The 25,817-nt window shown below is 72.8% G+C and carries 25 protein-coding genes; 13 read left to right on the forward strand and 12 right to left on the reverse strand.

What is annotated here, in order from left to right:
• Positions 1 to 10: 10 nt before the first annotated feature.
• Together JOF41_RS13130 and JOF41_RS13135 are read right to left on the reverse strand one after the other, a co-directional pair.
• Positions 11 to 937 (reverse strand): carbohydrate ABC transporter permease, encoded by a 927-nt coding sequence (locus JOF41_RS13130; RefSeq protein WP_209619056.1) that lies wholly within the window; start codon positions 935 to 937, stop codon positions 11 to 13.
• Complete coding sequence (locus JOF41_RS13135) at positions 934 to 2,232, reverse strand: ABC transporter substrate-binding protein (protein WP_209619059.1); 1,299 nt, start codon at positions 2,230 to 2,232, stop codon at positions 934 to 936. The genes JOF41_RS13130 and JOF41_RS13135 overlap by 4 nt, the downstream gene beginning before the upstream one ends.
• A 145-nt stretch (positions 2,233 to 2,377) precedes the next feature.
• Here JOF41_RS13135 and JOF41_RS13140 point away from each other — a divergent pair, with 145 nt between their 5' ends.
• From JOF41_RS13140 to JOF41_RS13175, 8 genes are all read left to right on the forward strand, one after another.
• Positions 2,378 to 3,496: a substrate-binding domain-containing protein gene (locus JOF41_RS13140; protein WP_209619062.1), complete on the forward strand. Its 1,119-nt coding sequence runs from the start codon at positions 2,378 to 2,380 to the stop codon at positions 3,494 to 3,496.
• 193 nt (positions 3,497 to 3,689) lie between these two features.
• Entirely contained in the window at positions 3,690 to 4,853 is a 1,164-nt protein-coding gene (locus JOF41_RS37760) for a sensor histidine kinase (protein WP_209619065.1), read from the forward strand.
• Positions 4,850 to 5,494 carry a response regulator gene (locus JOF41_RS13150; protein ID WP_268248704.1) on the forward strand — a complete coding sequence of 215 codons (645 nt, stop codon included), beginning with the start codon at positions 4,850 to 4,852 and terminating at the stop codon, positions 5,492 to 5,494. Before JOF41_RS37760 ends, JOF41_RS13150 begins: the two co-directional genes overlap by 4 nt.
• Before the next feature lie 207 nt (positions 5,495 to 5,701).
• Positions 5,702 to 5,944 (forward strand): DUF6355 family natural product biosynthesis protein, encoded by a 243-nt coding sequence (locus tag JOF41_RS13155; protein ID WP_189223498.1) that lies wholly within the window; start codon positions 5,702 to 5,704, stop codon positions 5,942 to 5,944.
• A gap of 70 nt (positions 5,945 to 6,014) precedes the next feature.
• Positions 6,015 to 6,986, forward strand: coding sequence for a site-specific integrase (locus JOF41_RS13160; RefSeq protein WP_209619068.1), 972 nt, complete (start codon positions 6,015 to 6,017; stop codon positions 6,984 to 6,986).
• A 273-nt stretch (positions 6,987 to 7,259) separates the two neighbouring features.
• Complete coding sequence (locus JOF41_RS13165) at positions 7,260 to 7,640, forward strand: YciI family protein (protein WP_209619071.1); 381 nt, start codon at positions 7,260 to 7,262, stop codon at positions 7,638 to 7,640.
• A 14-nt stretch (positions 7,641 to 7,654) separates the two neighbouring features.
• A complete protein-coding gene (locus JOF41_RS13170) occupies positions 7,655 to 8,014 on the forward strand; it encodes a YciI family protein (RefSeq protein ID WP_209619074.1) in 360 nt (119 codons plus the stop codon).
• Between the two features lies 1 nt (position 8,015).
• Positions 8,016 to 9,272 (forward strand): RNA polymerase sigma factor, encoded by a 1,257-nt coding sequence (locus JOF41_RS13175; protein ID WP_209619077.1) that lies wholly within the window; start codon positions 8,016 to 8,018, stop codon positions 9,270 to 9,272.
• Between the two features lie 26 nt (positions 9,273 to 9,298).
• Here the strand turns inward: JOF41_RS13175 and JOF41_RS13180 are convergent, their stop codons facing one another.
• Positions 9,299 to 10,894 carry an MFS transporter gene (locus JOF41_RS13180; protein WP_189223493.1) on the reverse strand — a complete coding sequence of 532 codons (1,596 nt, stop codon included), beginning with the start codon at positions 10,892 to 10,894 and terminating at the stop codon, positions 9,299 to 9,301.
• A 998-nt stretch (positions 10,895 to 11,892) separates the two neighbouring features.
• Positions 11,893 to 12,054 carry a hypothetical protein gene (locus JOF41_RS13185; protein WP_189223492.1) on the reverse strand — a complete coding sequence of 54 codons (162 nt, stop codon included), beginning with the start codon at positions 12,052 to 12,054 and terminating at the stop codon, positions 11,893 to 11,895.
• Positions 12,055 to 12,143: 89 nt separating this feature from the next.
• On the opposite strand from JOF41_RS13185, the gene JOF41_RS13190 reads away from it, so the two are divergent.
• Together JOF41_RS13190 and JOF41_RS13195 are read left to right on the forward strand one after the other, a co-directional pair.
• On the forward strand, positions 12,144 to 13,130 hold the full coding sequence (locus tag JOF41_RS13190) for an SDR family oxidoreductase (protein ID WP_189223491.1): 987 nt from the start codon (positions 12,144 to 12,146) through the stop codon (positions 13,128 to 13,130).
• 69 nt (positions 13,131 to 13,199) lie between these two features.
• Positions 13,200 to 13,604: a PRC-barrel domain containing protein gene (locus JOF41_RS13195; protein WP_189223490.1), complete on the forward strand. Its 405-nt coding sequence runs from the start codon at positions 13,200 to 13,202 to the stop codon at positions 13,602 to 13,604.
• A 145-nt stretch (positions 13,605 to 13,749) separates the two neighbouring features.
• Here JOF41_RS13195 and JOF41_RS13200 read toward each other — a convergent pair whose 3' ends face one another.
• The 3 genes from JOF41_RS13200 to JOF41_RS13210 form a co-directional block, all read right to left on the reverse strand.
• Complete coding sequence (locus JOF41_RS13200) at positions 13,750 to 14,262, reverse strand: DUF1877 family protein (RefSeq protein WP_189223489.1); 513 nt, start codon at positions 14,260 to 14,262, stop codon at positions 13,750 to 13,752.
• Positions 14,263 to 14,331: 69 nt separating this feature from the next.
• A complete protein-coding gene (locus tag JOF41_RS13205; protein WP_209624663.1) occupies positions 14,332 to 14,550 on the reverse strand; it encodes a hypothetical protein in 219 nt (72 codons plus the stop codon).
• 31 nt (positions 14,551 to 14,581) lie between these two features.
• Complete coding sequence (locus tag JOF41_RS13210) at positions 14,582 to 15,469, reverse strand: fumarylacetoacetate hydrolase family protein (protein ID WP_209619079.1); 888 nt, start codon at positions 15,467 to 15,469, stop codon at positions 14,582 to 14,584.
• An 88-nt stretch (positions 15,470 to 15,557) separates the two neighbouring features.
• On the opposite strand from JOF41_RS13210, the gene JOF41_RS13215 reads away from it, so the two are divergent.
• The gene (locus tag JOF41_RS13215) at positions 15,558 to 16,196 is read left to right on the forward strand and encodes a hypothetical protein (RefSeq protein ID WP_209619082.1); all 639 of its coding nucleotides are present in this window, start codon (positions 15,558 to 15,560) and stop codon (positions 16,194 to 16,196) included.
• Between the two features lie 6 nt (positions 16,197 to 16,202).
• Here JOF41_RS13215 and JOF41_RS13220 read toward each other — a convergent pair whose 3' ends face one another.
• The 3 genes from JOF41_RS13220 to JOF41_RS13230 all read right to left on the reverse strand — a co-directional run bounded on the left by JOF41_RS13220 (position 16,203) and on the right by JOF41_RS13230 (position 20,061).
• Complete coding sequence (locus JOF41_RS13220; protein WP_307867402.1) at positions 16,203 to 17,180, reverse strand: arabinan endo-1,5-alpha-L-arabinosidase; 978 nt, start codon at positions 17,178 to 17,180, stop codon at positions 16,203 to 16,205.
• A gap of 37 nt (positions 17,181 to 17,217) precedes the next feature.
• Entirely contained in the window at positions 17,218 to 18,660 is a 1,443-nt protein-coding gene (locus tag JOF41_RS13225) for a family 43 glycosylhydrolase (protein WP_209619085.1), read from the reverse strand.
• A 306-nt stretch (positions 18,661 to 18,966) separates the two neighbouring features.
• Positions 18,967 to 20,061, reverse strand: a complete 1,095-nt coding sequence (locus JOF41_RS13230; RefSeq protein WP_209619086.1) for a M20 family metallopeptidase — start codon at positions 20,059 to 20,061, stop codon at positions 18,967 to 18,969.
• A gap of 147 nt (positions 20,062 to 20,208) precedes the next feature.
• Here JOF41_RS13230 and JOF41_RS13235 point away from each other — a divergent pair, with 147 nt between their 5' ends.
• Positions 20,209 to 21,360, forward strand: a complete 1,152-nt coding sequence (locus tag JOF41_RS13235; RefSeq protein WP_209619089.1) for an MFS transporter — start codon at positions 20,209 to 20,211, stop codon at positions 21,358 to 21,360.
• A gap of 25 nt (positions 21,361 to 21,385) precedes the next feature.
• On the forward strand, positions 21,386 to 22,228 hold the full coding sequence (locus tag JOF41_RS13240; protein WP_209619092.1) for a carbohydrate kinase family protein: 843 nt from the start codon (positions 21,386 to 21,388) through the stop codon (positions 22,226 to 22,228).
• Between the two features lie 22 nt (positions 22,229 to 22,250).
• Here the strand turns inward: JOF41_RS13240 and JOF41_RS13245 are convergent, their stop codons facing one another.
• Entirely contained in the window at positions 22,251 to 23,021 is a 771-nt protein-coding gene (locus JOF41_RS13245) for a TetR/AcrR family transcriptional regulator (RefSeq protein WP_189223481.1), read from the reverse strand.
• A 62-nt stretch (positions 23,022 to 23,083) separates the two neighbouring features.
• Entirely contained in the window at positions 23,084 to 25,702 is a 2,619-nt protein-coding gene (locus tag JOF41_RS13250; RefSeq protein WP_209619095.1) for a hypothetical protein, read from the reverse strand.
• Positions 25,703 to 25,817 lie beyond the last annotated feature (115 nt).

Genomic DNA, 25,817 nt, shown 5'->3' on the forward strand with positions numbered 1-25,817 from the left:
CGCGACCGGATCACCCCGACCTCCTCGCGGACAGGCGCATCACCAGCGCCGAGAGCGCGGCGCAGACCACCGCCAGCAGCACCGACGCGGCGGCGGCACGGCCGTGGTCGCCCGCGATGAACGCCGCCTCGTACACGTAGAGGCTCGGGGTCCAGGTGCTGGTCACCGAGCCGGTGAAACCGCGCAGCACCAGCGGTTCGGTGAACAGCTGCAGCGAGCCGATCACGGTGAACACCAGTGCCACGAAGGCGGTGGGCCGCACCATCGGCACCTTGACCGACAGGGCGACGCGGACCGGCCCGGCTCCGTCGGCGCGCGCGGCCTCCACCACCTCGCGCGGCACCGCCTGCAACGCGGTGTAGAAGACGACCATGTTGTAGCCGGTCCACTGCCAGGTGGCCATGTTGACCACCGACGGCAGGACGCCGACGTCGCTGAGCGGGTCGAAGGGCAGCACCGCCGCCAGCGGGCCGATGCCGGGGCTGTAGAGGTAGGCCCACACCAGCCCGCCGATCACCACCGGCACCACGTGCGGCAGGAACACCGCCAGCGACCACAGCTGCCGCAGCCGCACCACCGCGGAGTCCAGCAGCAGGGCCAGCAGCAGCGCCGCGCCTAGCATGACCGGGATGTGCACCAAGGCGAACAGCGCGACGTTGCCCAGGCTGTCGTGGAACGCCCGGTCGCCGAGCACGGCGGCGTAGTTGCCCATGGCGGTGAAGACCTGTCGCGGGCCGTCGAAGCCCAGCCCCGCCAGGCGTTCGGTGAACAGGCTCAGGTACAGCGCGTACAGCACCGGGGCCAGCACGGTGCCCGCCAGCAGCAGCGCGAACGGCCCGGCCAGCAGCAGTCCGGCCACCCCGCGCTCACGACGTCGCGGCACCCGCGCGGCGGGCGGTGTCGCGACGGCGGGTCCGCGCGGGACCGGCACGCTCATGCCCGACTCCCCTCGCGCACCGACAGGCCCCTGGCCCTGAGGTCGGCCACGGCGTCGTCCTGCAGGCGCCGCACCGCGTCGGGCAGGGTGACGCGGCCGGTGCGCACCGGGCCGAAGCGGTCGGCGGCGGTGGAGAACACGCGCAGCGCGTTCGGCCCCCACGTCCAGTCCGGCACCCGGCGCGCGGCCTCGTCGAGCACGTCGTAGACCGGGTCGCCGAGGAAGTAGCCGCCCCGGTAGGCGTCGCGGGCGACCTGCCTGCTCGGCAGGTGGGCCGGGAACGGCGTGGTGAACGCGGAGCCGATGCGCGGCACCTCGGGGTCGGTGCTCAGCCAGCGCAGGAACTCCACAGCGGCCCCCGGCACCCGGCTCTCCGCGGAGACGCCGAACGCGGTGCCGCCCTGGATGCCGTTGGCGGGTGCGCCGTCCCAGGTGGGCATGGTGGTGACGGCCCAGCGCCCGGCGTCCTGCGGGATGGACCGGTTGAGCGTGCCGACGCTCCACGACGCGCCCAGCAGGCCCCACAGCCTGCCCTCGTGCATCGCGGCGATCCAGTCCTGCGAGCCGTGGACCAGCCCGGCCACCAGGTCGCCTGCGATCATGTCCTGCCAGTGGGCCGCCGTGCGCAGGGTGCCCGCGCCTGCGATGTCCACCCGCCAGGCGTCGCCGTCGACGCTCCACCACGGATCGCCCGCCTGCCAGCACATCCCGGCGAAGAACGACCCGTCGTTGAGCGGGAAGGTGGTGATGCGGGCGGCCGGGTCCACCTCGCGGACCGCCCGCGCGGCCGAGCCGAACTCCGCCCAGGTGCGCGGCACCGCGATGCCGTGCGCGTCGAACAGGTCCTCGCGGTGGTAGAAGACCATGGGCGCCAGGTCCATCGGCACCGCCCAGGTGCGCCCGTCCGGGCGCACGCCGCGCCAGGCCGCCGGGGAGTAGCCGTCGGCCAGGTCGGCCACGTCGTCGGTCAGCTCGCGCAGGCCGCCGGTGAGCAGGATCTGCGGCAGGCCCTGGTACTCCACGTGCAGGACGTCCGGCGCGTTGTGGCCGCGGATGGCGTTGGTCTGCTGGGCGTAGCCGCCCGACAGACCGGCGGCGATCACGCTCAGCTCCACGAAGACGTCGCGTCGCGAGGCGTTGAACGCGGTCACGTAGCGGTCCATGCCGGTCAGCCACGACCAGACGCGGACGCGGGTCGCGCCCGGCGGGGCCGCCGAGGAGGAGCAGCCCGCGAGAGTGAGCGACCCCAGTGCCAGTGAGGCGCGCAGGACCGCACGCCGAGAACGCAGCGCCATCGCCGTCCTCCCGCCGGAGTGGTGGACATCACTCCAGCGCGTGGCATAGTCAAGGTCAACGAAACGAACAGGAACGATCAAAGTCGATCGGAACTGATATGCCGGTGATGGGTTGCGCGTGCGCCGTCCGGGTGAGGCGGGTGCGATGAGGCTGGCGGCGCAGCGCTACGAGCTGATCCTCACCGCGGTCCGCGAACAGGGCGCGGTGCGGCTGGCGGAGCTGGTGGCGCGGCTGGGCGTCACCCCGGTGACCGTTCGGCGGGACGTGACCGCGCTGGCCGACCGGGGCCTGGTGGTGCGGGTGCACGGCGGGATCACGCTGCCCCGCCACGGGCAACACCCCTCCCACGAACCGCACGCGCTGGTCGGTCCCACCGCCCCGCACGCCCTGATGGGCATGGTGGCCCCGTCGGTGGAGTACTACTGGCCCGCGATCATCCAGGGCGCGCAGACCGCGGTCGCGGCGGCGGGCGGGCGGCTGGTGCTGCGCACGTCGTGCTACGACCCGGCCGAGGACCGCAGACAGGTGGCCGAACTGCTGGACCGGGGCGTGCGGGCGCTGCTCGTCGCGCCCAGCACCAGCGGCCGGGCCGGGGCGGAACTGCTGCGCTGGTTGGACGGACTGGACGTGCCGGTGGTGCTCGTCGAGCGGGTGCCGCCGCCGGAACTGCCCACCGTGGCGCTGGACGCGGCGGTGACCGACCACTCGCTGGGCGCCGGGCTGGCCGTGCGGCACCTGGCGGCGCTGGGCCACCGGCGGGTGGGCCTGGTGGCCTCCCGGCACAGCCCGCACAGCGCCGCGATCCGCGCGGGGTGGGCCGCCGCGCTGGCGTCGCTGGGGATGTCCGCGCAGGGCGCCCCCGTGGTGGAGGTCCCGCCGTACGGGTCGCCGGGGTGGGCCGCGGCGTGCGAGGAGGTGCTGGACCAGTGCGCGGGCAGCGGCGTGCGGGCGCTGCTGGTGCACGCCGACCGGGAGGCGATCGGGGTGCTGGACCTGGCGCGGCAGCGCGGTGTGGAGGTGCCCGGCGACCTCGCGGTGGTCTCCTACGACGACGAGGTGGCCGCCGCCTCCGATCCCCCGCTGACGGCGGTGAGGCCGCAGAAGCACCGCCTCGGCGCGCTGGCCGCGCAACTCGCGCTGGCGCGGATCACCGACCCGCTGGACCGGCCGGTGCACCGGGTGGCCCTGTGGCCCACCCTCGCCGTCCGCACCTCTTGCGGCACGCCTGCAAGTACCACCCGACCGGTGTCCTCGCGCGCGTAACCGCTACCCGCGCTGGTCAGGTGGCGGCTAGCGGCCCGTTCAGGAGGACCCGGTGGTACTTGCAGACGTGGCGGGTTCGTCCTGCCGCACTGAGGTTTGCGCGCATGACCACGTCCGCATCGGCCGGATGACCGAGGCGAGTGCGACCCGCCGGCCGAGGTGGCCCGCCGCGCGCCTCCGTACGGTGCCCCACGTGGACGGACTTCCCCTCAACGAGCGACGTGTCCCGGTACTCGTCGGGTTTTGCCTCGCGGTGCTGCTGGTCTTGGAGATGCTGCCGGGGTTCCGGTTCGGCGCCCACCGGGAGCTGGCCGCGTGGCTGCTGACGTGGCCGGTGATCGGGCTGGCGGTGCTGGCCGTCCGGACCCCGGTGCGCGCGTCGCTGCTGGCCGCCGGGTGGCTGCTGGTCGCGTCCACCGCGGACCGCTGGCTCAACGCCGTGCTGCCTGCCGTGGTCAGCCCGCTGACCCCGGCCGAGACCGCGGCGTGCGCGGTGCTGGTGACGCTGGCGGTGCGGCAGGCGCCTGCCAGGCAGGCGGCGCTGTCGGTGACCGCGCTCTGCGTGGCGGCGGCGGTCGGCGCGGTGGTGCGCGACCCCGTGCTCGTCCGCGTCATCGGCGACTCGTCCGACGCGCTGGCGACCGTCCTGCTGTTCGCGCTCACCGTCGTGGTGGGGCTGTACCTGCGGGGTCGGGACGCGGAGCGGAACCTGGCCATCATCGGCGCGGAGTCGAGGGTGCGCCGGGAGGAGCGGATCTCGCTGGCCCGCGAGCTGCACGACGTGGTCGCCCACCACGTGTCCGGGATGGTGGTGCAGGCCCAGGCCGCCCTGGAGGTGGCCGGGAACGACCCGACCGCGGCCCACCGGCTGCTGCCGGGCATCGTCGGCAGCGGCTCGGACGCCCTGTCGGCGATGCGGCGGCTGGTGGGCACGCTGCGCCAAGGCGACGACGCGGCCGCGGAAGCGACCGTCGACCTGCGCGCGGACGTGCTGGCCGCGGCCAAGCGGGCCGGGCAGGACGGGTTGCCGGTGCGCACGTGCGTGGAGCTGGAGCAGGACGTGCCGCCCGAGGTGGGCCGCTCGGTGCTGCGACTGGTCCAGGAGTCGCTGGCCAACGCCCGGCGGCACGCCGACTCGCCGACCGAGGTCGAGGTGCGGCTGTCCGCGTTCGCGGGGGTCCTGCGGCTGGTGGTCGCCGACGACGGGCGCGGTGCCCCGGCCACCGGGGACGCGGGCTACGGTCTGCTCGGGATGCGGGAGCGAGTGGAGCTGCTCGGCGGCCGGTTCGCCGCGGGCCCCGACGACCGGGGCTGGCGGGTGTTCGCGGAGCTGCCGCTGGAAGGGAGCGGCCGGTGACGATCAGGGTGCTGGTCGCCGACGACCAGGAGATGGTCCGGGTCGGCTTCCGGATGATCCTGGACAACCAGCCCGACATCGAGGTGGTCGCGGACGTGGCCGACGGGGCTGCGGCCGTGGCCAGGGCCCGCGAGCTGCGGCCCGACGTGTGCCTGCTGGACGTCCGGATGCCCGAGCTGGACGGCCTGGAGGTCACCCGCCTGCTGGCGGGTCCCGGCGTGGCCGACCCGCTGAAGGTGGTCGTGGTGACCACCTTCGACCTCGACGAGTACGTGCACGCGGCGCTGGGGCACGGGGCCAGCGGCTTCCTGCTCAAGGACGCGGGCCCGGCGCTGCTGGTGGAAGCCGTGCGCGCCGCGGCTGCGGGCAACGCGCTGATCTCGCCGCAGGTCACCGTGCGGATGCTGCGCCACTTCGCCCGGCCGCTGGACGAACCGGGGGCGGAGCTGCTGACGCCGCGCGAGCGGGACGTGGTGCGGGAGGTCGCGCGGGGGCTGACCAACCAGGAGATCGCGGCCGCGCTGTTCCTGTCGCTGTCGACGGTGAAGACCCACCTGGCGTCGGCGCAGGGCAAGCTCGGCGCGCGCAACCGCGTGGAGATCGCCTCCTGGGCGTGGCGCGTCGGACTGATGTCCTCTTAGGTCGTGCTTCCGGTGTGGCGCAACCAGGATCTGCTCGTCGGAGGCGGGTGTCCGCGCGCCGTCACCTGACCGGGTGGAGATGGTGGTGCCCGACCCGCATGAAGTGGTGTGGTGTTGAGGTAATGCCTCTTGGGGGAGAAGTCGATGATTCGGAACACTCGCGCAGGTGTCGTCCGCCTGGCAGCTGCCACGGCAGCGGTCGCGTTCATGTTCGTGGGGACCGGTTCGATCGCGAACGCCGCGATGGCCGCTGACAAGCCGTGCGGCTACTCGGAATCCGAGGGCTCGGCCTGGTACAACCACTGCACGTCGGACGGCAGCAAGATCTGGATCAAGATCGATGTCGTCGCCGGGCTCGACAGCGAGCGGTGCGTCAACCCCGGCACCACCAAGCTCGGTCCCGCCTGGTCGACGCGGGGTGCCTGGTACGACCGCCTGTGCAACCGCTGATCCACGCAGCTGGACAAGTTCTTCGAGGAGGCGGACCGCTCGCGCGGCGCAGCGGCACCAGTACCGCAGGTTGAACCTCGTCGTCGGTGCCCGGACGGACTCCAACCGCTTCGCCGGGCTGATGGCCTGGGACATCCTGCGCGGCATGGGCCACTTCCCACCAGGGACGCCGCCGACGCTGCGTACCCACATCCACAAGGGGCGGCGTTCACCGGAGGAGCTGGTCGACTTCCACGGCGTCCGCGATCCTGATGTCCGGCAGCTGATCATCGACTACATCGTGCGTCGCCAGGGCGACATCGACTACGTCACCCGCGAGGGGCTGGCCAGGGCCATCGCGGGGTCGTTCCGGAGCGGGATCGAGAAGATCGCGCCCGGCCAGCGGGACTTCGACATCGCGTCGGAGGTCTACGACCAGTGGCGTGAGACCGTGCGCGTACGCAAGGGCGGCAGCCCTCGGGTTGGCGGAGGCACCGGCCTGCTGCTTCCGGTGCGTGCGTACGGGGCTTCGGCAGGCGGCGACGCGGGATCAAGGAGCGGATGGCCGACCGGGTTCGCCAGCGCCAGCCGCTGCTGTCGACGCTCGTCGCGCACGTCGAGGAGCGCTACACGGGCTTGCGGGAGCTGCTGGTGGCCGCGCTCCGCGCCGCTGGACGGGGTGTTCGCCACGGCGGTCGCTCCTACCAGCGGATGGGCGCTCGCGCCGATCAGCGCTATCGCGACGATCCGCAGTTCCCGCTGGGAATGGGCCTGTGTCGAGGTCCTGCGTCCCACAGGCGTCCGGGCCGAGGAACTCGTGGAGTTGGCGCACACCGGCATCCGCCAGTACGAGCGGCCCAACGGCGAGGTGATCGCCCTGCTGGTGATCGCCCCCTCGAAGACCGACCGGGAGCGCGTCATCCCCATGCCGGCGGAGCTGTTCCATGTGATCGCCACGATCGTGCTGCGCCAGACCGCGCACGACCCGATCCCGCTGGTCCCCCGCTACGACGGGCACGATCGGAAGTGGACCGCGCCGATGCCGCATTTGTTCCAGCGGTAGATCGGCGAAGAGCGGCTGAATCTCGCTGGGAGCGAGCTGCAGGCAAGCCGGCGAAGCGTCCTCAGAAGCAGCAGCGTACGTTCACGCGGCGTGCGCGGACGTCGACGAGACTCGGCGGTCGAAGCGGGGCAAGTCCACTCGGTTTGTCCGCGTGCGGTCGGAGAGGCGGCTGATCCCGCGTCATGGCCCCCAGGCGATGTCAAGATCGGCTGCTCGGCGACGACCACTGGACGAGCGACGTCACCAGGGCGCGCCGGCTGTCGAGGAGAAGACATGAAGTTCCTGTTGATCATGCACGTGAACCCGCAGATCTGGGAGGCCCTCACCGAGGATGAGCGCAACGAGGTGATGCGGGGCCACGGTGGGTTCATCGAGACGATCCGCGAATCCGGTGAGCTGCTCGGCACGACCGCGCTGGCCGGCCCCGACGACAGCGCCGTAGTTCGGGTCCGCGGAGGTGTCCCCACGGTGAGCGACGGACCGTACCTGGAGGCCAAGGAGTTTCTCGGTGGTTACTACCTCGTCGAATGCGCGAGCCGGGACCGCGCTCTCGAACTGGCCGGGATGATCCCGGACGCCAAGGTGGAGGGACTCGGCGTCGAGGTCCGCCCGGTGGTTTTCGCGGCGGGGGCAGAAGCGGCGTCGGACGTGTGAGCGGTGCCGCAGGGATGAAGTTCCTGTTGAACGCATATGCCGCGTCCGCGGTCACGGTGGCGCGGTCGGAGGCCGAGCGGGATGCCGTGGTGGATCACGCGGACTTCGTGGCGGCGGCGCGGGAGTCGGGTGAACTGATCGGCGGCGGGGTGCTCGCGGACTCGTCGACCGGTGTGCTGGTACGTGCCCGCGAAGGCCGGACCACCGTGGCCGACGGGCCCCACCTCGACTCGCCTGTTCGACTTGCCGCCTGTTACCTGGTCGATTGCGAGGACCGCGATCGCGCTGTGGGATTGGCGGCGACGATCCTGGCCGCGCACTACGACGCGGTCGAGGTGCGGCCGGTGATGCTGGCCGCCGGGATGGAGATGTGAGATGAGCGCCGAGGACCTCGGTCGCCTGTTGCGGGGGCTGGCACCGCAGGTCCTCGGCGCACTCCTGCGCAGGTACCACGACTTCGACTCCTGCGAGGACGCGCTCCAGGAAGCCATGCTGGCGGCGACGATCCAGTGGCCGGTCGACGGCGTGCCGGACAACGCACGCGCCTGGTTGGTCACGGTCGCGTCCCGCAGGGTCATCGACCAGATCCGCAGCGAACGGGCCCGCCGCGACCGGGAAACATCCAGCGCGAGCCGGGAACTCCCGGACGCGCTCGTCGCCCCCGGCCCCGACGAGCGGGTTCCGCGCGACCACGACGACACCCTGACGCTGCTGTTCATGTGCTGCCACCCCGCGCTGACCCCGGCCTCGCAGGTCGCCCTCACGCTGCGCGCCGTCGGTGGTCTGACCACGGCCGAGGTCGCCGGCGCCTTCCTGGTGCCCGAGGCCACCATGGGTCCGCGGATCAGCCGTGCCAAGCAACGGATCCGGGCCGCCGGCACGGCGTTGAGCACGCCCGAGGGGCCGGCGTACGTGGAGCGGCTGGGCGCCGTCCTGCACGTGCTGTACTTGATCTTCAACGAGGGCTACACCGCGAGCTCCGGCCCTGACCTGCAACGAACGGACCTGGCCACCGAGGCCGTCAGGCTCACCCGCGCCATCCACCGTTCGCTGCCCGACGACGGCGAGGTCGCAGGCCTGCTCGCGCTGATGTTGCTGACCGATGCCCGCCGCGCGGCCCGCACCGACGCCGAGGGCGGTCTGATCCCGCTGGCCGAGCAGGACAGGACCCGCTGGGACAGCGACATGGTCCAGGAAGGCGCTCGGCTGGTCACCGATGCGATGCTGCGATCGCCGCTCGGCCCGTACCAGTTGCAAGCGGCGATCGCGTCCCTCCACGTGCAGGCGCCCCGTGCCGCGGACACCGACTGGCCGCAGATCAGGTTCCTCTACCAGGTGCTGTGCCGGATCGCGCCGAGTCCCATGGCCACGCTCAACCACGCGATCGCGGTGGCCATGACCGACGGTCCGGACGCCGGCCTGGCCATGTTGTCGGCGCTGGCGGCCGACGATCGGATGGCTCGTCACCACCGGCTCACGGCCACACGGGCTCATCTGCTGGAACTCGCCGGAGACACGGCGGCCGCGCGGGAGGACTACCTGCTCGCGTCCCGTCTCACCACCAGCCTGCCCGAGCAGCGCTACCTCCGCACCAGGGCCGACCGGCTCACAGAGACGGACCCGACCTCCTGATGGGTGTGCCGTCGTGCAGATCCCGATCAGTTGGCCGGGACGCCTCTCCCGTCCTCGCTGTCCGCGCCGCGTGGGGTGCCCGGTGTGGGCGACTCGCCGGCCGGTGACGCGCCGGTCGGGGGAATGCCGCGCAGCAGGCGAACGATCAGCACGGCGACGACCGCGAGGACCGCGGCGCTGATCGCGCCGACCAGATGCAGCCCGCTGACGAACGCCTCCCGCGCCGGCGCGAGCAGCGCCCCGGCCTGGTCCTCGGACAGGTCGCGGGCGGCGACCACCGCGTCGGCGAGGCTCTCCCGCGCGGCATCGGCGGCGTGCGCGGGAACGTCACTCGGTGGGGTGAACCGGCTGTCGTAGACGGCGGCACCGATGCTGCCGAGCGCGGCGAGCCCGAACGAGAAGCCGAACTGGCCGCTCGTCTCGTTCAGCGCGGCGGCGGAGCCGGCCTTCTCCGGCGGCGCGCAGGCCATGATCAGGTGGACGCTCAGCGTCACGAGCGGGCCTGAGCCCAGGAAGATCAGCGCGAATCCGGTGGCGAGGGTGGTGGGACCGGAGGTCGTGTCGGTTTGGGTGAGCACGATCAGACCGGACACCGAGATCACCAATCCGGCACCGATCAGATACGCCGGTCGGAACCGGCGGGCAAGGATCGGCGACACGGTCAACGACAGCGCGTTCACCGCGACCGCGGGCATCATCCACAAGCCGGCCTCGAACGGCGAGAGACCCTCGACCAACTGCAGGTCCTGGGTGATGAACAGCATGATCGCGCCCATCAGCAGCGTGCCGGACATCATGGCACCCAGCGCCGTGCTGAAGGACCGATCAGCGAACAGCCGTAGGTCGAGCAGTGGGTGCTCCAGCCGCTGCTGCCTGCGGACGAAGAGGACGGCGAAGGCGAACCCGATCGCGATGCCGGCGACCGGCAGCGCCTGCCAGCCGTTCTTGGCCGACTCCTTGAGGCCGTAGATGGCAGGCACCACGGCGGCCAGGGACAGCGCCACGCTGGTCAAATCCAGCGGCCCGTGGTTCGGGTCGCGGTACTCGGGCAGCAGGACCGGACCCACCGCGAGCAGCAGCACCATCGCCGGCACGCCGAGCAGGAAAACCGAACCCCACCAGAACCCCGACAGCATCGCACCACCCACCACCGGGCCGATCACCGCGCCGACCGAGAAGCACATCCCCCAGAGCCCGATCGCCAGCCCCATCTGCTTGGGGTCCCGGAACAGCGTGCGGATCAGCGAGATCGTCGACGGCGCCAGGATCGCACCGGCCACACCCAGCACGGCACGGGCCACGATCAGCATCGCCGGGCTGGTCGAGTACGCGGCGGCGACGGAGGCGACGCCGAACACCGCAGCCCCGATCAGCAGCAACTTCCTCCGGCCGATCCGGTCGCCGAGGGTGCCCATCGTGATCACGAACCCGGCGAGCAGGAACCCGTACATGTCGGTGATCCACAGTTGCTCGATGCTGCTCGCGCCCAGGTCCGCTGTCAGGTCGGGAAGCGCGAGGAGCAGGACGTACACGTCGATGGAGACCAGCAGCGTCGGCAGAGCGAGCACGGCGAGCGCGATCCATTCCCGCCGCCCCGCCCTCGTCGGGGCCATGTCGTTCATGGCGGTCCTTCCAAGTTCACCGGTGGTCCGCCCACCGGCCGGGCCGGTTGTCACGGACAGGTCGGAGCGGTCGACCGGTTCTTGACATCCGGCGGGGAGCACGGTGACAGGCGGTTGGGCCACGGAGGTGCGCTCGACCGCGAGACGTGCATGGTGTGACGATCATGCTGACGCCACGGAGCCGCGTCTTCCGGAACCGCGCCGCCGGGTATTCAGCGGTTGCGTGGCTACCGACGCAGAGGCGGAGCGCCCTCCGGCCACACCTGCCGCTCATCGGCATCAAGGACGTTGTGCGATCGTCTGGCGGCACCGCCACACCGCGAGGTGTGACGGCGAGACGGCCAACTCCTCAAGCACCCGAACCGATCAGCCCGGCGTGTCCTCTTGCTTGGTGCAGAGAAGCTCGCCGAGCCGGTCGGCGTACTCCTGGCGGTAGAGCGTGCCGTGGGACATGCCGTAGTAGCTGATCTTCTCCTCGCCGAGCGCCTCGGGAGGTCGTCCATGTCGCGCACGGCGCTCTGCGCGTCGACCCGGCCGAACACCGGTCCGGTGCGCGCGGCAGTCCTCGGCCAGACCGCGGTTGTAGGCGGCGAGCAGGTCGAACTCCTCCCGCGCGTCCGGTCGGCCGGGGGGTGCGGCAGCCCGACGGCCTCGGTGTCGCAGTAGATCGGGCTGCTGTCGCCCACTCCGCGCGGGTCGAAGCCGACGACCACCAGCACGCCGATGCGGCGCGCGGGGTCGGTCGCCTCGCGCCGGGCGACGGCCAGGTCCACCCTCGGTCCCCTTGGCCGCGCCCGGTCCACCGGGACGGTGAGGGTGGCGCAGTCGGCCTCGGGGACGTCCGGGAAGGACCGCCACCGCAGCGGGAGCGCGGTGGCGGGGACAACGGGTGCGGCCGCGGCGAGCAGCAGACAGGCGGCGAGCGCCCCGAGGGCGCGCTGTGCGGCTCCGGTCACGCCCGGCGAGACGGCCCGCGCGACAGCGCGCGGGCTACCGGGTCAGGTGTCGCTGGGGTTGGACCAGGGCGGCTGCTCCTCGGCCAGTTCCAGGTACTCGTCCACCTGCTGCGGAGTCGGGTCCACGCCCGCCTCCTCGGCGAACTCCTCGGGGTCCGGTTCGGCGGTCGGGTCGTCCGGTGGCGGCGCGTCGTTCTCGGTCACCGGCCGGGGCTACCCGTGAACCGCGCGCCTACACCCGCGCGCCACGGGTACCCACCGGTTCCGCGGAACTCGAACCCAAGGGGTGTGCGATGCCGAAACCGGTGTCCGAGCAGGTCGTCGTCATAGCGGGTGCGTCCACCGGCATCGGCCGGGCCACCGCGCTGGCCTTCGCCGAACAGGGCGCTCGCGTGGTGTGCGCGGCGCGGGGCGTGCAGGCGCTGGACACGCTGGTGCGGGAGATCGGGCCGGAGCGCGCGCTGGCCGTGCCGACCGACGTGGCCGACCCGGTCGCGGTGCGGGCGCTGGCCGCCGCCGCGGAGGAGCGGTTCGGGCGCATCGACACCTGGGTCAACAACGCCGCGGTGGGCGTGTGGGGCAAGGTCGAGGACATCACCGACGAGGAGTTCGACCGGGTCATGCGGGTGAACTTCCTCGGTCACGTGCACGGCGTGCGGGCGGCGCTGCCCGCGCTGCGCCGCGCCGGGGGCGGCGTGATCATCGGGGTCGCCTCGGTCGAGGGCATCCGCTCGGTGCCGCTGCACGCGCCCTACACCGCCAGCAAGTTCGCGCTGCGCGGCTTCTACGACTGCCTGCGCATGGAACTGGCGCAGGAGGGCGCCCCGATCGCGGTGTCGACCATCCTGCCCGCGTCCATCGACACGCCGTTCTTCGAGCACTCGCGCAGCAAGCTCGGCGCGCTGCCCAAGCCGCCACCGCCGGTCTACGCGCCCGAGGTGGTGGCCGAGAGCATCGTGCACGCCGCCGAGCACCCGAGCCGGGAGATCCCGGTCGGTGGCGCGGCGGTGGCGTTCTTCCTCGGCCAGCGGCTGGCCCCCGCGCTGACCGACGCGGTGATGTCCATCCGCCGCCTGGGCGCGAACGTGCTGCGCAACGACCGCCCGGACAACGGCGTGGACAACCTGGACGCGCCGCTGGACGAGCCGGGCCAGGTGCACGGCAGCCACCCCGGTCCGGTGCTGCGGCACAGCACGTTCACCCGGCTGTTCGGCAGGCTGCCCCGACCCGGTGAACTGCTGACCGCCGCGGTGGCCAAGCGGCACCGGCAAGCGAGCTGATGGCATCGATGGCACATCACGTGGGTAACCCGATGGGGTGACGGCGTCCACCGAGAACCGGAGGCAAGGATGCAAGCGTTCCCGTTCGCCCCGTGGCTGTGGCGCGACGCGGTGCAACTGATCACCCAGCCCGAGCACGACCTGCCCGACGACCCCGGCCACGAGCGCCCCGACATCGGTCTGATCGGCTACCGGGTGCACGCCCAGGACGGTCCCATCGGCGCCGTGTCCGAGATCAACGCGCGCGTGCCCGCCGACTGCCTGCTGGTCGACACCGACGACCGCCGCGTGGTGCTGCCGGTCGGCACCGTGCACCGGGTCGACCACCAGCGGCGCGAGGTGCACGTGGACCGCACCCGGCAGCAGGTGGTCGACTCCCCGGAGTACGACCCGGACACCTTCGACAGCGAGGAGTACCGCAGCAAGCTCGGCCAGTACTACGCCGACACCTACCAGCACAGCCCGGCGCGGTAGCCGGCGCGGTGGTCACCACCGCCCGCCGGACGACGGTGGTCGTCCGGCGGGCCGACGGCTGCACCACGGCGCCGGCGCAGCGGATCGCGCGGGCATAGGCGCTCAAGCGGTTCTACGCGGACGCGGGTCCGCTGGTGCCGTCAGCTCAGTCCCACCACAGCACTGCCGCCCGTTCGCGGTCGGCCGCTTCGCCGTAGAAGTCGCGCAGGGCGATGTACTGACGGACGACCTCGTCCCGCAGTCCGACCACCTCGCTCGCCACACCGCGCAGCACAGCCTGGACACCGCCGGAGTCTTCCGGCACGGCCGCGCGAACGGCCTTTGGGGACAACGCGCGCAGCGCGTCGGCGACCTCGGCGACCACCTCCGGCTCCAACGCGGTGACCGGGTGCTCCCACACCGTGTCGGGGTGGTTCCGGTAGGCCGGGTTGACCTCCTCGTCACCGTGGAACGCCCGCCGCAGCACGGGCAGCGCCGCAGGGGCGATGTCGGTGCGCTCCCACACCCGTTCCAGCACTGCGGGCCACCAGTCGAGGTCGAGGTGGTCGGCCCGCGAAACCGACCGCAACGAGCACACCCGGTGCAGCTGCGCCACCGACGCACGGCACTTGGCCAACCGCTTCACCGGAATGCGCACGAGCTGCTGCGTCACCGCCACCCGCGCAGCATGGTCTCCACTCCCCCGCGCCGCACCCCATTTCCGCGCGGTCGGGTGGCCGGGTAGTAGTCAGCGGCCTCGTGGGGCGGGTCGGGTGGTACTTGCACGCGCGGGGTGAGCAGGGGACTGGTCGGTGGACGCGCCGATGTCGGCGGCGCGGGCGCGCAGGCGTTCCCGGATCTCGTCGGGCGTGTAGGCGCGGCGCTGCCGCTCCGCGCGGGCGATCACCGCGCCGGTCGCCGCCACGCCGACCACGCCCGCCAGTCCGAGCCACTTCCACCACCGCACGGGGCCAGTATGTTCCGCGCGGCGGACCCGATCAAGGCTGCCCGGCCGAGCCGCGCCGGGCCGCGGAGCCGTCGACCATCGGGTTGCGCAGCTGCCCGACGCCGGTGATCCAGCTGACCAGGGTGTCGCCCGCGGTGAGGAACACCGGTGGCGTGCGGGCCACGCCGACACCGGCGGGCGTGCCGGTGAAGATCAGGTCACCGGGCAGCAGCGGGCACACCGCGGACAGCCGCGCGATCAGTTCCGGGACGCCGAAGACCATGTCCCCGGTCCGCCCGCGCTGGAGGACCTCCCCGCCCGCCAGGCCGCAGCCGAGTTCGAGGTCGTCGGGGTCGGCCAGTTCGTCCGGGGTGACCAGCGCGGGACCGGTCGGCGCGAATCCGGGGTACGACTTGCCCAGGGAGAACTGGGGAGCGGACCCGGCCAGCTGCAGCCCCCGCTCGGACAGGTCCTGGCCGACGGTCACCCCGGCGACGTGGTGCCACGCCTCGGCCTCGCCGACGCGCTCGCAGCGCCTGCCGATCGCGACCACCAGCGCGACCCCCCAGTCGACCGAACCCGCGGGCAGGCGGACGGACGCGGCGGGACCGGTGAGGGAGGTGGGGAACTTGGTGAACACCGCCGGGGTCTCCGGGACGGCCAGCCCGACCTCCTCCGCGTGGTCGCGGTAGTTGAGGCCGATCGCGAACACCTGCCGAGGTCGCGGGACGGGCGGTCCGAGGACCGCGTCCTCGGTGACCCGGTGAGCTCCCGGCACCTCGTGCTCGGGCAGGGCGTGCGACCAGTCGACCAGCTCGTCCCACACCTCGAACGCGGCTTGCGGGTCGTGGCTGAAACGGCCACCGCTGGCCGAGGCGACGTCCACGTAGCCCGCGGCCGTCGACACCACCAGCCTGCCCTCGACGTTGGCGATTCGCATCGGACGCCCCACCTGCCCCAGGAATATCGCCATTCTGACACGCCCTTGCGAGACCACTCCCCCGAGGTGGTGACACTAGGCTGCCCGCATGGGCGAGACGAGGATCAGCCTCGACGAGGCCGTCGAGCTGACGCGCACCGGCGACGTGTGGCTGTTCCGCGGCAGCTCGGCGGCCGACCGGGCCATCCGGATGACCACCAACAGCCCGGTCAACCACGTCGGCATGTCCGTGGTGCTGGACGACCTGCCGCCGCTGATGTGGCACGCCGAGCTGGGCCGCTCGCTGCCGGACCTGTGGTCGGGCACCCACCAGCGCGGAGTGCAGCTGCACGACCTGCGCGAAGCGGTCCTGGTGTGGGCGCGCAAGTACGGCCAGCGCGCGTGGCTGCGCCAGCTGGAGCACGAACCCACCCGCGAGACCGAGGACGCGGTGCTGCGCACCATCGCCCGGTTGGACGGCACGCCGTTCCCCTCCACCGCCCAGCTGGCCACGCGGTGGTTGCGCGGACGGCTGCCGCTGCCGCGGCGCGGCCGGTCCGAGGCGGCGCTGGAGACGGCCTACTGCGCCGAGGTCGTGGCGGTCACCTACGAGGCGATGGGACTGCTGCCCGCCGGACGCCGGGTGAACTGGTACGACCCCGGCCGGTTCTGGAGCGGGGACGCCCTGGAACTGCTGTCCGGCGCCCGACTGGGCACCGAGATCGCCGTAGAGGTCCCCGTACCCTGACTGTCCTCAGTGGACGTAGGGCCAGCCCGCCGAGTCGTACGCGAGCAGGTTGACGCCCAGCAGCGACGCGCCGTTGTCGGCGTAGTAGTGGTAGGCCAGGACGTCGCTGTCGGTGTCGGTGAACACCGCTTGGTGTCCGGGGCCGTGGACGTCGCCGTGGCCTGCGAGGACTTCCGTCCCACCGCCGGAGGTCAGGGCGGTGCCGTCGCGGTCGAGGTAAGGGCCGGTGACGGCGGTGGAGCGGCCGACCATGACGCGGTAGGTGCTGGCGGCCCCTCGGCAGCACAGGTCGAACGAGACGTAGAGGTAGTAGTACGAGCCGCGCTTGACGATCACCGGGGCCTCGACAGCACCGCCGCCGCGCCCGGCGATGGAGCGGATGGCGCTGTCGGACCGCTTGCCGGTGGACGGGTCGAGCGCCACCAGCTTGACGCCCGACCAGAACGAGCCGAAGCTCAGCCACCAGCGCCCCTGGTCGTCGACCACCAGGTTCGGGTCGATGGCGTTGAAGTCGTCCGAGGTCCGGGACTCGATCACCAGTCCGTGGTCGGTCCAGGTGCCGGAGTCGCCGCTCGGACTGGTGGCCAGGAAGATCGCCGAGCGGTTGGAACCGAAGGTGGAGGCCGAGTAGTACAGCCAGTACCGGCCGTCGTGGTAGGCCAGGTCCGGCGCCCACAGGTTGCGGCTGCCGCCGGTGTAGGCGGTCGTCCACGGCGCGCCACCGGGAAAGGCCGATCCGGCGTCGCGGAAGGCCGTGCGGTCGGCCGAGGTCTTCAGCGCGATGCCGTCGCCGGTGTGCGCGACGAGGTACCCGCCGTTGGGGCGCTTGACCACGGTCGGGTCGTGCACCCAGATGTCCCCGGTGACGTAGCCGGGGCCGGGGTAGGCCGCCGCGCGCGCCTCCGCCGGGGCTCCCGGCCCGGTCGCGGTGGCGACCAGCGCCGCCACCGCCGGCAGGACTCCGGCAGACCGGGGTGTGGTCACCGCGGTACCTCCTCGCTGCGTTGTCGAAGGCGGCGGGTCATTCCAGGGTGAACGTGGCGGCGGCTCGTCCGGGCGCGTCGGAGGCGGTCCGCAGCACCAGGCGGGGGTTGTCGTTGCGCACGTAGTAGCCGGGGAGGTTCTGCGACTCCAACGAGATCCCGGCGCTGTCTGCCAGTCCGGCGTGGCGGGTGAAGGTGGCGTCGGCGCGGAAGGTCGCGGTGCCGTCGTCGCGCTCCACCCACAGCTGGTGGTCCCGGTGCCGCAGGTAGTAGCCGGGGTAGTTGGTGGACTCCAGCGACACCGCCGCCGCCGCGCTCAGGCCGGGCACGATCCGGAACTGCGAGTCGGCCAGCAGCCGGACGTCGGCCTCCACCCGTGCCTGGAAGTCGTAGTGGCGCACGAAGGACTCGGTGCCGTGGGCCTTGAGCCGGACCGGTGTGACGCCGTCGGGCACGGGGATGCCGAAGTTCGGCGTGCCGTCGGCGTTCCAGTACAGCTTCTGCACGCGGGTGCGGCGGTTGGGGTCGTCGAGCGGGTCGCCGGAGATGTCGCGGTAGTTGCGGTCGTGGTAGACGAGGATGTCGCTCTGGCCGTCCTCGGACACGGTGAACGAGTTGTGCCCCGGACCGTACTGGCCGGTGGCGGTGTTGCTGGCGAACACGGGGTTCGGCGACTTGGTCCACGCCGCCGGGTCCAGGGGGTCGGCCGACGCCGGGGCGGTGAGCAGGCCCAGGCAGTAGTTGGCGTCGGTGGCGCTGGCCGAGTAGGTCAGGAACAGTCGCCCGTTGCGCTGGATCACCGCAGGCCCCTCGGCGACCTTGTAGCCGCGCGTCTCCCACGCCAGCGTCGGCACCACCAGCCGCGTCACCGCCCCGGTGATCGTCCACGGCGTCGCGCCCATGCGGGCGATGTAGACGTTGGAGTTGGTGCTGATGCCCGGTTCCTGCTGCGCCCACACGAGGTAGCGGACACCGTTGGCGACGAACGTGGAAGCGTCCAGGGAGAAGGTGTCCCAGGGCGTGGTGATGCGGCCGCGTTCGGTCCAGGAACCGGTCAGCGGGTTGGCGCTGGAGCTCTCCAGCACGTACATCCTGATGCGCCACACGTCGTCCGCACGGCCCGCGGCGAAGTAGACGTACCACTTGCTGTTGATGAAGTGGATCTCGGGCGCCCAGATGTGCGCGCCCATCTCGCCGCTGGCGTGCTTGCGCCAGATGACCGTCTCCGCCGCGCTCGCCAGACCTTGCAGAGTGGTCGCGCGGCGCAGCACGATCCGGTCGTACTCCGGGGCGGTCGCGGTGAAGTAGTAGTAGCCGTCGGTGTGCTTGAAGATGTGCGGATCGGCGCGATTGTTCGCGAGCGGGTTGGTGTACCGCACGGCGGGCGCGGCCTGCGCGGTCGGAACCGCGACGACGGCCGCCGCGGCCAGCACCGCCACCACGATCGGCACGGCCGCCCGCCGGAAGAGGCGCACGCTCATCGGCTGTTCCTCCCGCTGTTATCGCTAACACTCCGAGACGAGCCGAGTGACCGCTCGACGTGGACGGACGCCCTCATTCGTAACGGTGCCTCCAGCACCGTGTCAACACTTCACCTTCCTCGACCGATTTCGACTTCCCTGTCGAACGTATTCGACGGAGACGTCGAACGGTGTCGAATGGAGTACTTCGCCCGGAATCCAGGGGAAATCCGCTGGCAAGATCCGCCGCATCCCACTGTTAGCGCTAACAGCCCCGATACCCTGAATTTCGCCTTCACTTCAAGGTCGACCTGGGGCGGTGGACGCTCACGCGACGGCGCGGAGGTAAGCGGCCAGCGCGCGGTAGTACGGCACGACGGTGGTCAGGTCGGCCCACTCGTCCGGACCGTGCTGGCCGTCTCCGCCGATGCCGAAGATGACCGCGTCCACGCCGCGCTGGTAGTAGAAGCGGGAGTCCGCGGCCCCGTGCTTGCGCAGGAAGTCGCCCGAGTAACCCTGGGACCGCGCGGCCCGCCGCAGCGCCGCCACGTCGGTGCTGCCCGGATCGGCCCGGTGCGGCGGTTCCACCTGGTCGACCTCGACCACCACGCCCGGCGGGCACAGCGCCGCGAGGTGGGCGGCGACCTCCTGCGCCGAGCGGCCGTCGAAGTCGGCGTCCTCGGGCGGGAACCGGATGTCCAGCCAGGCCGTCGCGTCGGCCGGGACCTGGTTCAACGCGGTGTTGGTGGTCTCGACCCCGGCGACGTTGACCGTGGTGCGCCACGCCTCGCCGGTCGCCACCGGGTAGGCCGCGAGCAGCCCGTCCACCGCCCGCATCACCTTGAGCAGCGCGTTGTCCCCCAACCACTGGTAGGCGCTGTGGGCGCTGCGCCCGGTCGCGCGCAGGCGGGCGTTGAGCAGCCCCTTGGACTCGGTCACCAGGCGCAGCCCGCTGTGCTCGCCGATGACCACGAACCGCCCGCGCACACCCCGCTCCAACTGGTGGCGCGTGCCGTCGCGACCGCCGACCTCCTCGTCGGTGACCAGCTGGAGCGCGACCGGGAAGGGCAACCCTGCCGCCACGTCCCGGAAGACCAGTGCCTGCACCAGCGCGGACAGCTTCATGTCCTGCGCGCCTCGGGCGTGCAGGCGGTCGCCCTCCCGGCGCGGGCGGAACTGCTCGGGCGCACCGGGCACCACGTCGAGGTGGGCGTTGAGGATCACCCGGAACTCCGGCCGCGACCCGCCGAGGTGGACCAGCGCGCTGGGTTTGCCGTCGGACTCGAAGCGCTCCACCGCGAACCCCGTGCCGACCACGTCCAGCACGAAGTCCAGAGCGCGGTGCAGGTCATCGGGTCGGTCGGCGGTCGACCGGATGGCGAGCAACTCCTCGGCAAGCGGGAGGAACGTGTCCAACTCCACTGCGCCATGGTGCCCGGTCGAGGGTGGAGCGGATTAGGTTATAACCTATAGAGAGGATGACTACATGACCGGATCTGCGTCGCTGTTCGTCCACGTCCATCGCGCGGCGCGTGGGCAGCGCCTCGCCCGCGACGGGGGTGTGGACCGGTGGTAGCGGTGTTCGCGCACTCGGCGCTGACCCAGGTGGTGATCTTCCTGCTGCGCCCCACCGTCTCCTACCGCGCGCTGGAGCTGGACGTGCCCGCCACGTGGCTGGGCGCGCTGTCGGCGGCCTTCGCGTTCGTGCCCCTGGTGGTGGCGCTGCCCGCCGGCCACTGGGCGGACCGGTTCGGCGAACGGTGGACCCTGGTCGCGGGCGCCGCCCTGATGACGGTGGCGTGCCTGGGATTCCTGCCGTCCAACGGCGGTGTGGCCGGGCTGTTCGCGGCCAGCGCGCTGCTGGGCACCGGCCACCTGTTCGCGATGGTCGGGCAGCAGGCGCTGGTGGCCAACAGCTCCGCGCCCGGCCGGTTCGACGCGGCGTTCGGCTACTACACCTTCTCCGCCTCGCTGGGCCAACTGGTCGGCCCGCTGCTGATCCCGGTGCTGGGCGGCAGCCGCGCCATCCCCGACACCCGCGCCATCTTCGTGGGCGGCGCGGTGTTGTCGGGCGTGCTGCTGCTGGGCTCGCTGTTCGTCCGCCGCACCCCGGCTCGTGGTGGACGAACAGCGGAATCCGGCGGGTGGGCCGCGCTGCTGCGCCTGCCCGGCCTGCCACGCGCGCTGCTGACCAGCTGCGTGGTGCTGGCCTCGGTGGACATCTCGCTGGTCTACCTGCCGGCGCTGGGCGCGGAGCGGCACCTGGCCGCGAGTGCGGTCGGGGTGCTGCTGGGACTGCGGGCCGCCGCGTCGATGACCTCGCGGCTGTTTTTGGGCAGGCTGACGCCGCTGGTGGGGCGCAAGCGGCTGCTGATCGTCAGCACCGCGCTGGGCGCGGCGGGACTGGGTGTGGCGGCGCTGCCGGTGCCGCTGTGGGCGCTGGCGGTGGCCGTGGTCGTCGCCGGGCTCGGCCTGGGCGTGGGCCAGCCGCTGACGATGTCCTGGCTGGCCGAGTCGGCGCCGCCGGGGATGCGCGGCCGGGCGATGTCGCTGCGGCTGACCGGCAACCGCGCGGGGCAGGTCGTGCTGCCTGGCGTGGTCGGGCTGGTCGCGGGCGGCCTCGGCGCGGCCGGGGTGCTCGCGGTGACCGCCGCCGCGCTGGCCTGGACCGGGTTCGGGGCCCGCAAGCTGTCGGTCGACCCGCCGGGCGCGACGACCTGAGCGCGACACGGCCACAATGAGCGCCATGCGCGAGCCCAAGGTGTTCATCGCAGGTCCGGTGTCCTGGAACCAGTTGGTGGCTGTGGAGAAGCTGCCCGAGCCCCGACCGCACGCCGTGTTCGCCTCCGATCACTGGTTCGCCCTCGGCGGCACTTCCGCGGGCAAGGCGCTCAACCTGGCGGCACTGGGCGCGCGGGTGGCGCTGCGCACCGTGGTCGGCGACGACGAAGCGGGCCGATTGGTGCTGGACAAGTTGCGGGCCGCGGGCGTCGAGGTGATCGCCGAGGTCATCGACGGTGCCACCGAGCGGCACCTCAACCTGATGGACCCGCGCGGCGGCAGGCTCTCGATCTACCTGGAGCTGCCGCGGTTGCGCTCCCCCCGGCACGACGACCGCGCGCTGGAAGCCCTCGCGGGTGCCGACGCGGCCGTGGTCGACCTCGCCGACCACGCGCGCCCGTTCCTGGCCGCGGCCCGCACCGCCGACGTGCCGGTGTGGTGCGACCTGCACGACTACGACGGTGCCTCCGCGTTCCACCAGGACTTCGTCGACGCCGCCGACCACGTGTTCCTCAACGATGACGGCATGGCCACCCATGCGGACCTGATGCGGTTCATCACCTCCCGCAGGGCCGCGGTGGCCACGCTCGGGGCCGAAGGCGCGGTGGCGGCGGTGGACGGCGCGGTGCACCGGGTGGCCGCCGCACCGGTCGAGCGGATCGTGGACACCAACGGGGCCGGGGACGCCTTCTTCTCCGGTTACCTCGTGGCGCACCTGGGCGGTGCCGACGTGCCGGGCGCGCTGGCGGCCGGGGCGGCGCAGGCCGCGCGCTGCCTGGCCTCCCCCGAGCTGGCACCACTGGACTGAAGTTCGGCGGCACCGCGGTCGATCAGGCGGAGCGCTCCTCGATCAGCGCCCCCACGCCCTTGAGCAGCCTGTCCAGCCCGAAGGTGTAGGCGTGCTCCGGGTTGTGCGCCGCCTGGTGCGCCTGCCCGGCCGCTTGGCCCACGCGCGCCGAGATCGGGAACCGGGCTGGGTCCATGACCTCCGCGACGAACGGCTCGACCTCGCGCCACCACTGCTCGTCGGTGATGCCCGTGCGGCGGACGACCCGGTCGGCCTCGACCCGGCGGCGGGCCACCCCCTCGACGTGGGTGTGCACGAGGGTGATCACGGCGTCCATCTCGACGTCGGTGAGCCCGATGCCCTCGACCACGCTGAGCTCCCGCTCGTACTTCGCCGTCGCGTGCGGTCCCAGCGGAGGACGGCCGGTGAACACCTGGAGCACCCACGGGTGGCGCATGCACAGGTCCCAGTTCACCCGCGCGACCCGGCGCAGACCCTCTTCCCAACCGCTGTCCTCCGGTGCGCCCAGCTGCTCGACGGCTTCCCCGTAGACCTTGTCGAGCATGGCCTCGACCAGCTCCTCGCGGGACGCGACGTAGGTGTAGAGCGACATCGTGCCCACGCCCAGCGCTTCCGCGACCCGGCGCATGGACAGCGCGGCCAGGTCCTGGTCGGCGTCGGCCAGCTCGACGGCGGCGGCGACCACCCGCGCGGTGGTCAGGGTGTGCTTGGGTCCGCGTCGCGGGAGCTGCCGGGTGCCCCACAGCATGGCGATCGTGCGCGCCGGATCGCCACTGCCGCTGCTCTCCACCATGACACCATCATAGGAACCCACTCCGTAGGCCCTACGCAATGCGCGTTGCGCAGGGCCTGCGGTCACCGCCCGTCCGGCGCGCCGTCGGCGACCGCGCCGACGAGTGAGATGCCCGGGGCGTCCGGCGCGGAGTTCGGCAGGTCGAAGCGGACCCGCTCGACCGGTTCGGCCTCCCCGTCGATCACCGTCGGCACGAAGAGGTCTTCGCTGACGTCACCGGGCAGGAAGACGGTGCTGTCCTGCAACCCGGTGGTCGACAGCGGCCGCGAGGGCAGCGGCTCCTCCTGGAAGACGCGCTCGCGGAACCACGTCTCGTCGACGTCGGTGGTGGACAGCTCGGCCCCGCCGGGGGCCACCGGAAGGCCGCCGATCGAGACGTTCGAGTCGGCCGCGGCGGACAGCGTCAACCGCCACAGCAGGGTGCCGCCCTCGGAGACCTCGTCGGTGACCGGGGTGGCGGTGAGGACCGGCCGCGGGTCGTCGTTGGGCACGGTCAACCTGCCCGCGTAGCGGCCGACGACCGCGCCCCGCACGGCCTTGACCACGACCGTGCGCCGCGCGTCGAAGCTCCACCGGGTGTTGCCGGTGACCTGAACGGGGACCTCCAGCTCGCGCTGTCCCGGCTCGACCGCCACCAGCTGCTCGGTGTAGGTGGTCGCGCCCTGGTCCTGGACGAACACCCGCACCGAGCCCGCGCCGTCCCCGGTGACCGAGACCGGGAACCGGACGGTCCGCGTGCCGGAGTCGCCCTCCTCGACGGTCAGCGCGCCCACGTCGACGCGCGGCAGCGCCACCGGTCGCGGGTCCGGCAGGCCGGGGGCCCAGCCGTGGGCGTCGATCAGCCACGCCTCCCCGCCGCCGCCGTGCGGGACCAGCTCCAGCTCGGCGACGCGGCGCAGGTCGATCCCGTGCGCGGGCAGCGGCACCCGGACTTCCTGGGCCCAGCGGCCGGACACCCGGTCGGTGGCGGGCAGCCCGTCCAGCGTCACCTCGCCCAGTCGTGCGCGGCGTCCGGTCGCGTCGGTGACGGCCACGTCGAAGCGGGTGGCCGTGGTGTTCGGCGGCACGGCCAGCCGCAGCGCCAGCTCCCGCGACCCGGCCAGGGACACCGGCGCGCCGGGGCGCGCGGTCGCGGCCTGCCCGTCGGCGCTCCAGCGCAGCGCCACGGCGAGTCGACCGGACTCGGACGCGATGCGGTTGAACCGGACGAAGTGCGGCGACGGGCGGCTGGCGGCCGGATCGACGCACGCCGCGGCCGGGTCGGCCGAGACCTGCGCGCACACCCGTGCGCCAGCACCGGCGGTGGTCGTCTCGTCGGGCACGACGAACGGGGTGCGGTCGGCGCCGACGGCGTGGGCGAGCACGCGCGCCGGGTCGGCCGACGGGGCACGCGCGCCCGAGCCGTCCAGCAGCGGCAGCACCCGTCGGTCACCCGCGACGAACAGGCGCGCCGCCGCGGCGATGTAGGTCGCGCCCGCGCTCTGCTGCTGCTCGGCCGTGAGGCGGGTGGCGGTGCCCGGCGAGCACACCGGGTCCTCCGGCGGGGAGCGGAAGTCGTCGGAGGCCGGGGCCTCCGCCTGACCGGGGGTCCACTCGGCGTTGAAGTAGTTGTGGTTCGCGCCGACGAAGTACAGCGCGCTGTGCAGCGCGGCCCCCCGGCTCACCCCACGGGTGGCGTCCACGTACATCTGGCCCTGCAGGTCGGCCACGTCCCCGTCGCAGCCGGGCAGGACCGTCACCGACGGCACGTCCGGTGCGGGGTTGTGCCCGAAGACCGTCGGACCGATCAGCACCTGGCCCTTGATCGTCCAGCGCGCGGGCTCGTCGTGGCCGCTGCCGGGTGGCGGCGGGACGAGGCTGTCGACCACTGCCCGGTTGACCCCCTCGCCGCCACGGGAGTGCCCGACCAGCAACACCCTGCCCGGATCGACCACCGGCGCGGTCCGGACGACCTCGGGTGCCGAGGGCCGTCCCTGGCCCGCCCAGTCCGCCCACCTGGCCAGGTGCGCGCGCACCAGCGCCGACCGCGCGCCCGCACCCGAGTCCTGGTCCAGCGCGTCCTGCGCGTTGACGCCGTTGGCCGAGATGGAGACGGTCACGTAGCCCTGCGAGGCCAGCAGCCGCTGCGCCTGGAGGTAGCCGCGGTGGCTGGGTATCGGCTTGGACGGTGCCGGGCAGGGCCACTCCAGCAGGATCGTGGTCCCGTCGTAGCAGGTGGCGTGCCTGCCGTGCAGCAGCAGCGCCAGCGGACGCCGCCCCGGCGCACCGGTCGGCGCGACCACCACGGCCCGCATCTCCAGCGGCACCGCGTAACCGGGCACGCTGATCGGGTCCAGCTCGTACTCCCCCGTGCTGGTGGCGAACGGGCCGGGTGTGCCGGGATCGACCTCCCCGGCGGGCAGCGGCGCGGGCAGCGGCGCGATCACCCCGGCCGACGGGGAAGCGGGCTCCTCGACGTCCAGGCGCCTGCCCGACACCCGCACCTGCAAGTCGGCGGCGTCGCCGACCTCCGCCGACTCCAGGGTGTAGGTCCGCAGGTCCGCGGACGGGCGCGGCAGACCCAGCAGCCGGTCACCGTTCCAGAACTCCACCGCCGCACCACCCGGCGGAACCGGAGCGGGCGCCGTCCACGTCAACCGCGCGCCGCTGACCACCCACCCCGGCGACGGCGAGTCCGGCACCGGTTGAGCCTGAGCCGTAGCCGCGATCGGCGTGACCAGAGCCGCCACCAATAACGCGGGTAACAGGGTGCTCAGCGAGCGCATGGCAATCCCCTTTGATCGACCGACGTCCGAC

This window comes from Saccharothrix coeruleofusca, from assembly GCF_017876325.1.
In the GTDB taxonomy this organism is placed as follows: Bacteria; Actinomycetota; Actinomycetes; order Mycobacteriales; family Pseudonocardiaceae; genus Actinosynnema; species Actinosynnema coeruleofuscum.

What these genes read in the sequence shown, in the direction of transcription:
- JOF41_RS13195 (WP_189223490.1), top strand. Translation starts at nt 13,200, where the DNA reads ATGCAAGCGTTCCCGTTCGCCCCGTGGCTGTGGCGCGACGCGGTGCAA.
- JOF41_RS13165 (WP_209619071.1), top strand. Translation starts at nt 7,260, where the DNA reads ATGAAGTTCCTGTTGATCATGCACGTGAACCCGCAGATCTGGGAGGCC.
- JOF41_RS13140 (WP_209619062.1), top strand. Translation starts at nt 2,378, where the DNA reads ATGAGGCTGGCGGCGCAGCGCTACGAGCTGATCCTCACCGCGGTCCGC.
- JOF41_RS13215 (WP_209619082.1), top strand. Translation starts at nt 15,558, where the DNA reads ATGGGCGAGACGAGGATCAGCCTCGACGAGGCCGTCGAGCTGACGCGC.
- JOF41_RS13175 (WP_209619077.1), top strand. Translation starts at nt 8,016, where the DNA reads ATGAGCGCCGAGGACCTCGGTCGCCTGTTGCGGGGGCTGGCACCGCAG.
- JOF41_RS13240 (WP_209619092.1), top strand. Translation starts at nt 21,386, where the DNA reads ATGCGCGAGCCCAAGGTGTTCATCGCAGGTCCGGTGTCCTGGAACCAG.
- JOF41_RS13170 (WP_209619074.1), top strand. Translation starts at nt 7,655, where the DNA reads ATGAAGTTCCTGTTGAACGCATATGCCGCGTCCGCGGTCACGGTGGCG.
- JOF41_RS13135 (WP_209619059.1), bottom strand. Translation starts at nt 2,232, where the DNA reads ATGGCGCTGCGTTCTCGGCGTGCGGTCCTGCGCGCCTCACTGGCACTG.
- JOF41_RS13245 (WP_189223481.1), bottom strand. Translation starts at nt 23,021, where the DNA reads ATGGTGGAGAGCAGCGGCAGTGGCGATCCGGCGCGCACGATCGCCATG.
- JOF41_RS13225 (WP_209619085.1), bottom strand. Translation starts at nt 18,660, where the DNA reads ATGAGCGTGCGCCTCTTCCGGCGGGCGGCCGTGCCGATCGTGGTGGCG.
- JOF41_RS13130 (WP_209619056.1), bottom strand. Translation starts at nt 937, where the DNA reads ATGAGCGTGCCGGTCCCGCGCGGACCCGCCGTCGCGACACCGCCCGCC.
- JOF41_RS13155 (WP_189223498.1), top strand. Translation starts at nt 5,702, where the DNA reads ATGTTCGTGGGGACCGGTTCGATCGCGAACGCCGCGATGGCCGCTGAC.
- JOF41_RS13210 (WP_209619079.1), bottom strand. Translation starts at nt 15,469, where the DNA reads ATGCGAATCGCCAACGTCGAGGGCAGGCTGGTGGTGTCGACGGCCGCG.
- JOF41_RS13190 (WP_189223491.1), top strand. Translation starts at nt 12,144, where the DNA reads ATGCCGAAACCGGTGTCCGAGCAGGTCGTCGTCATAGCGGGTGCGTCC.
- JOF41_RS13180 (WP_189223493.1), bottom strand. Translation starts at nt 10,894, where the DNA reads ATGAACGACATGGCCCCGACGAGGGCGGGGCGGCGGGAATGGATCGCG.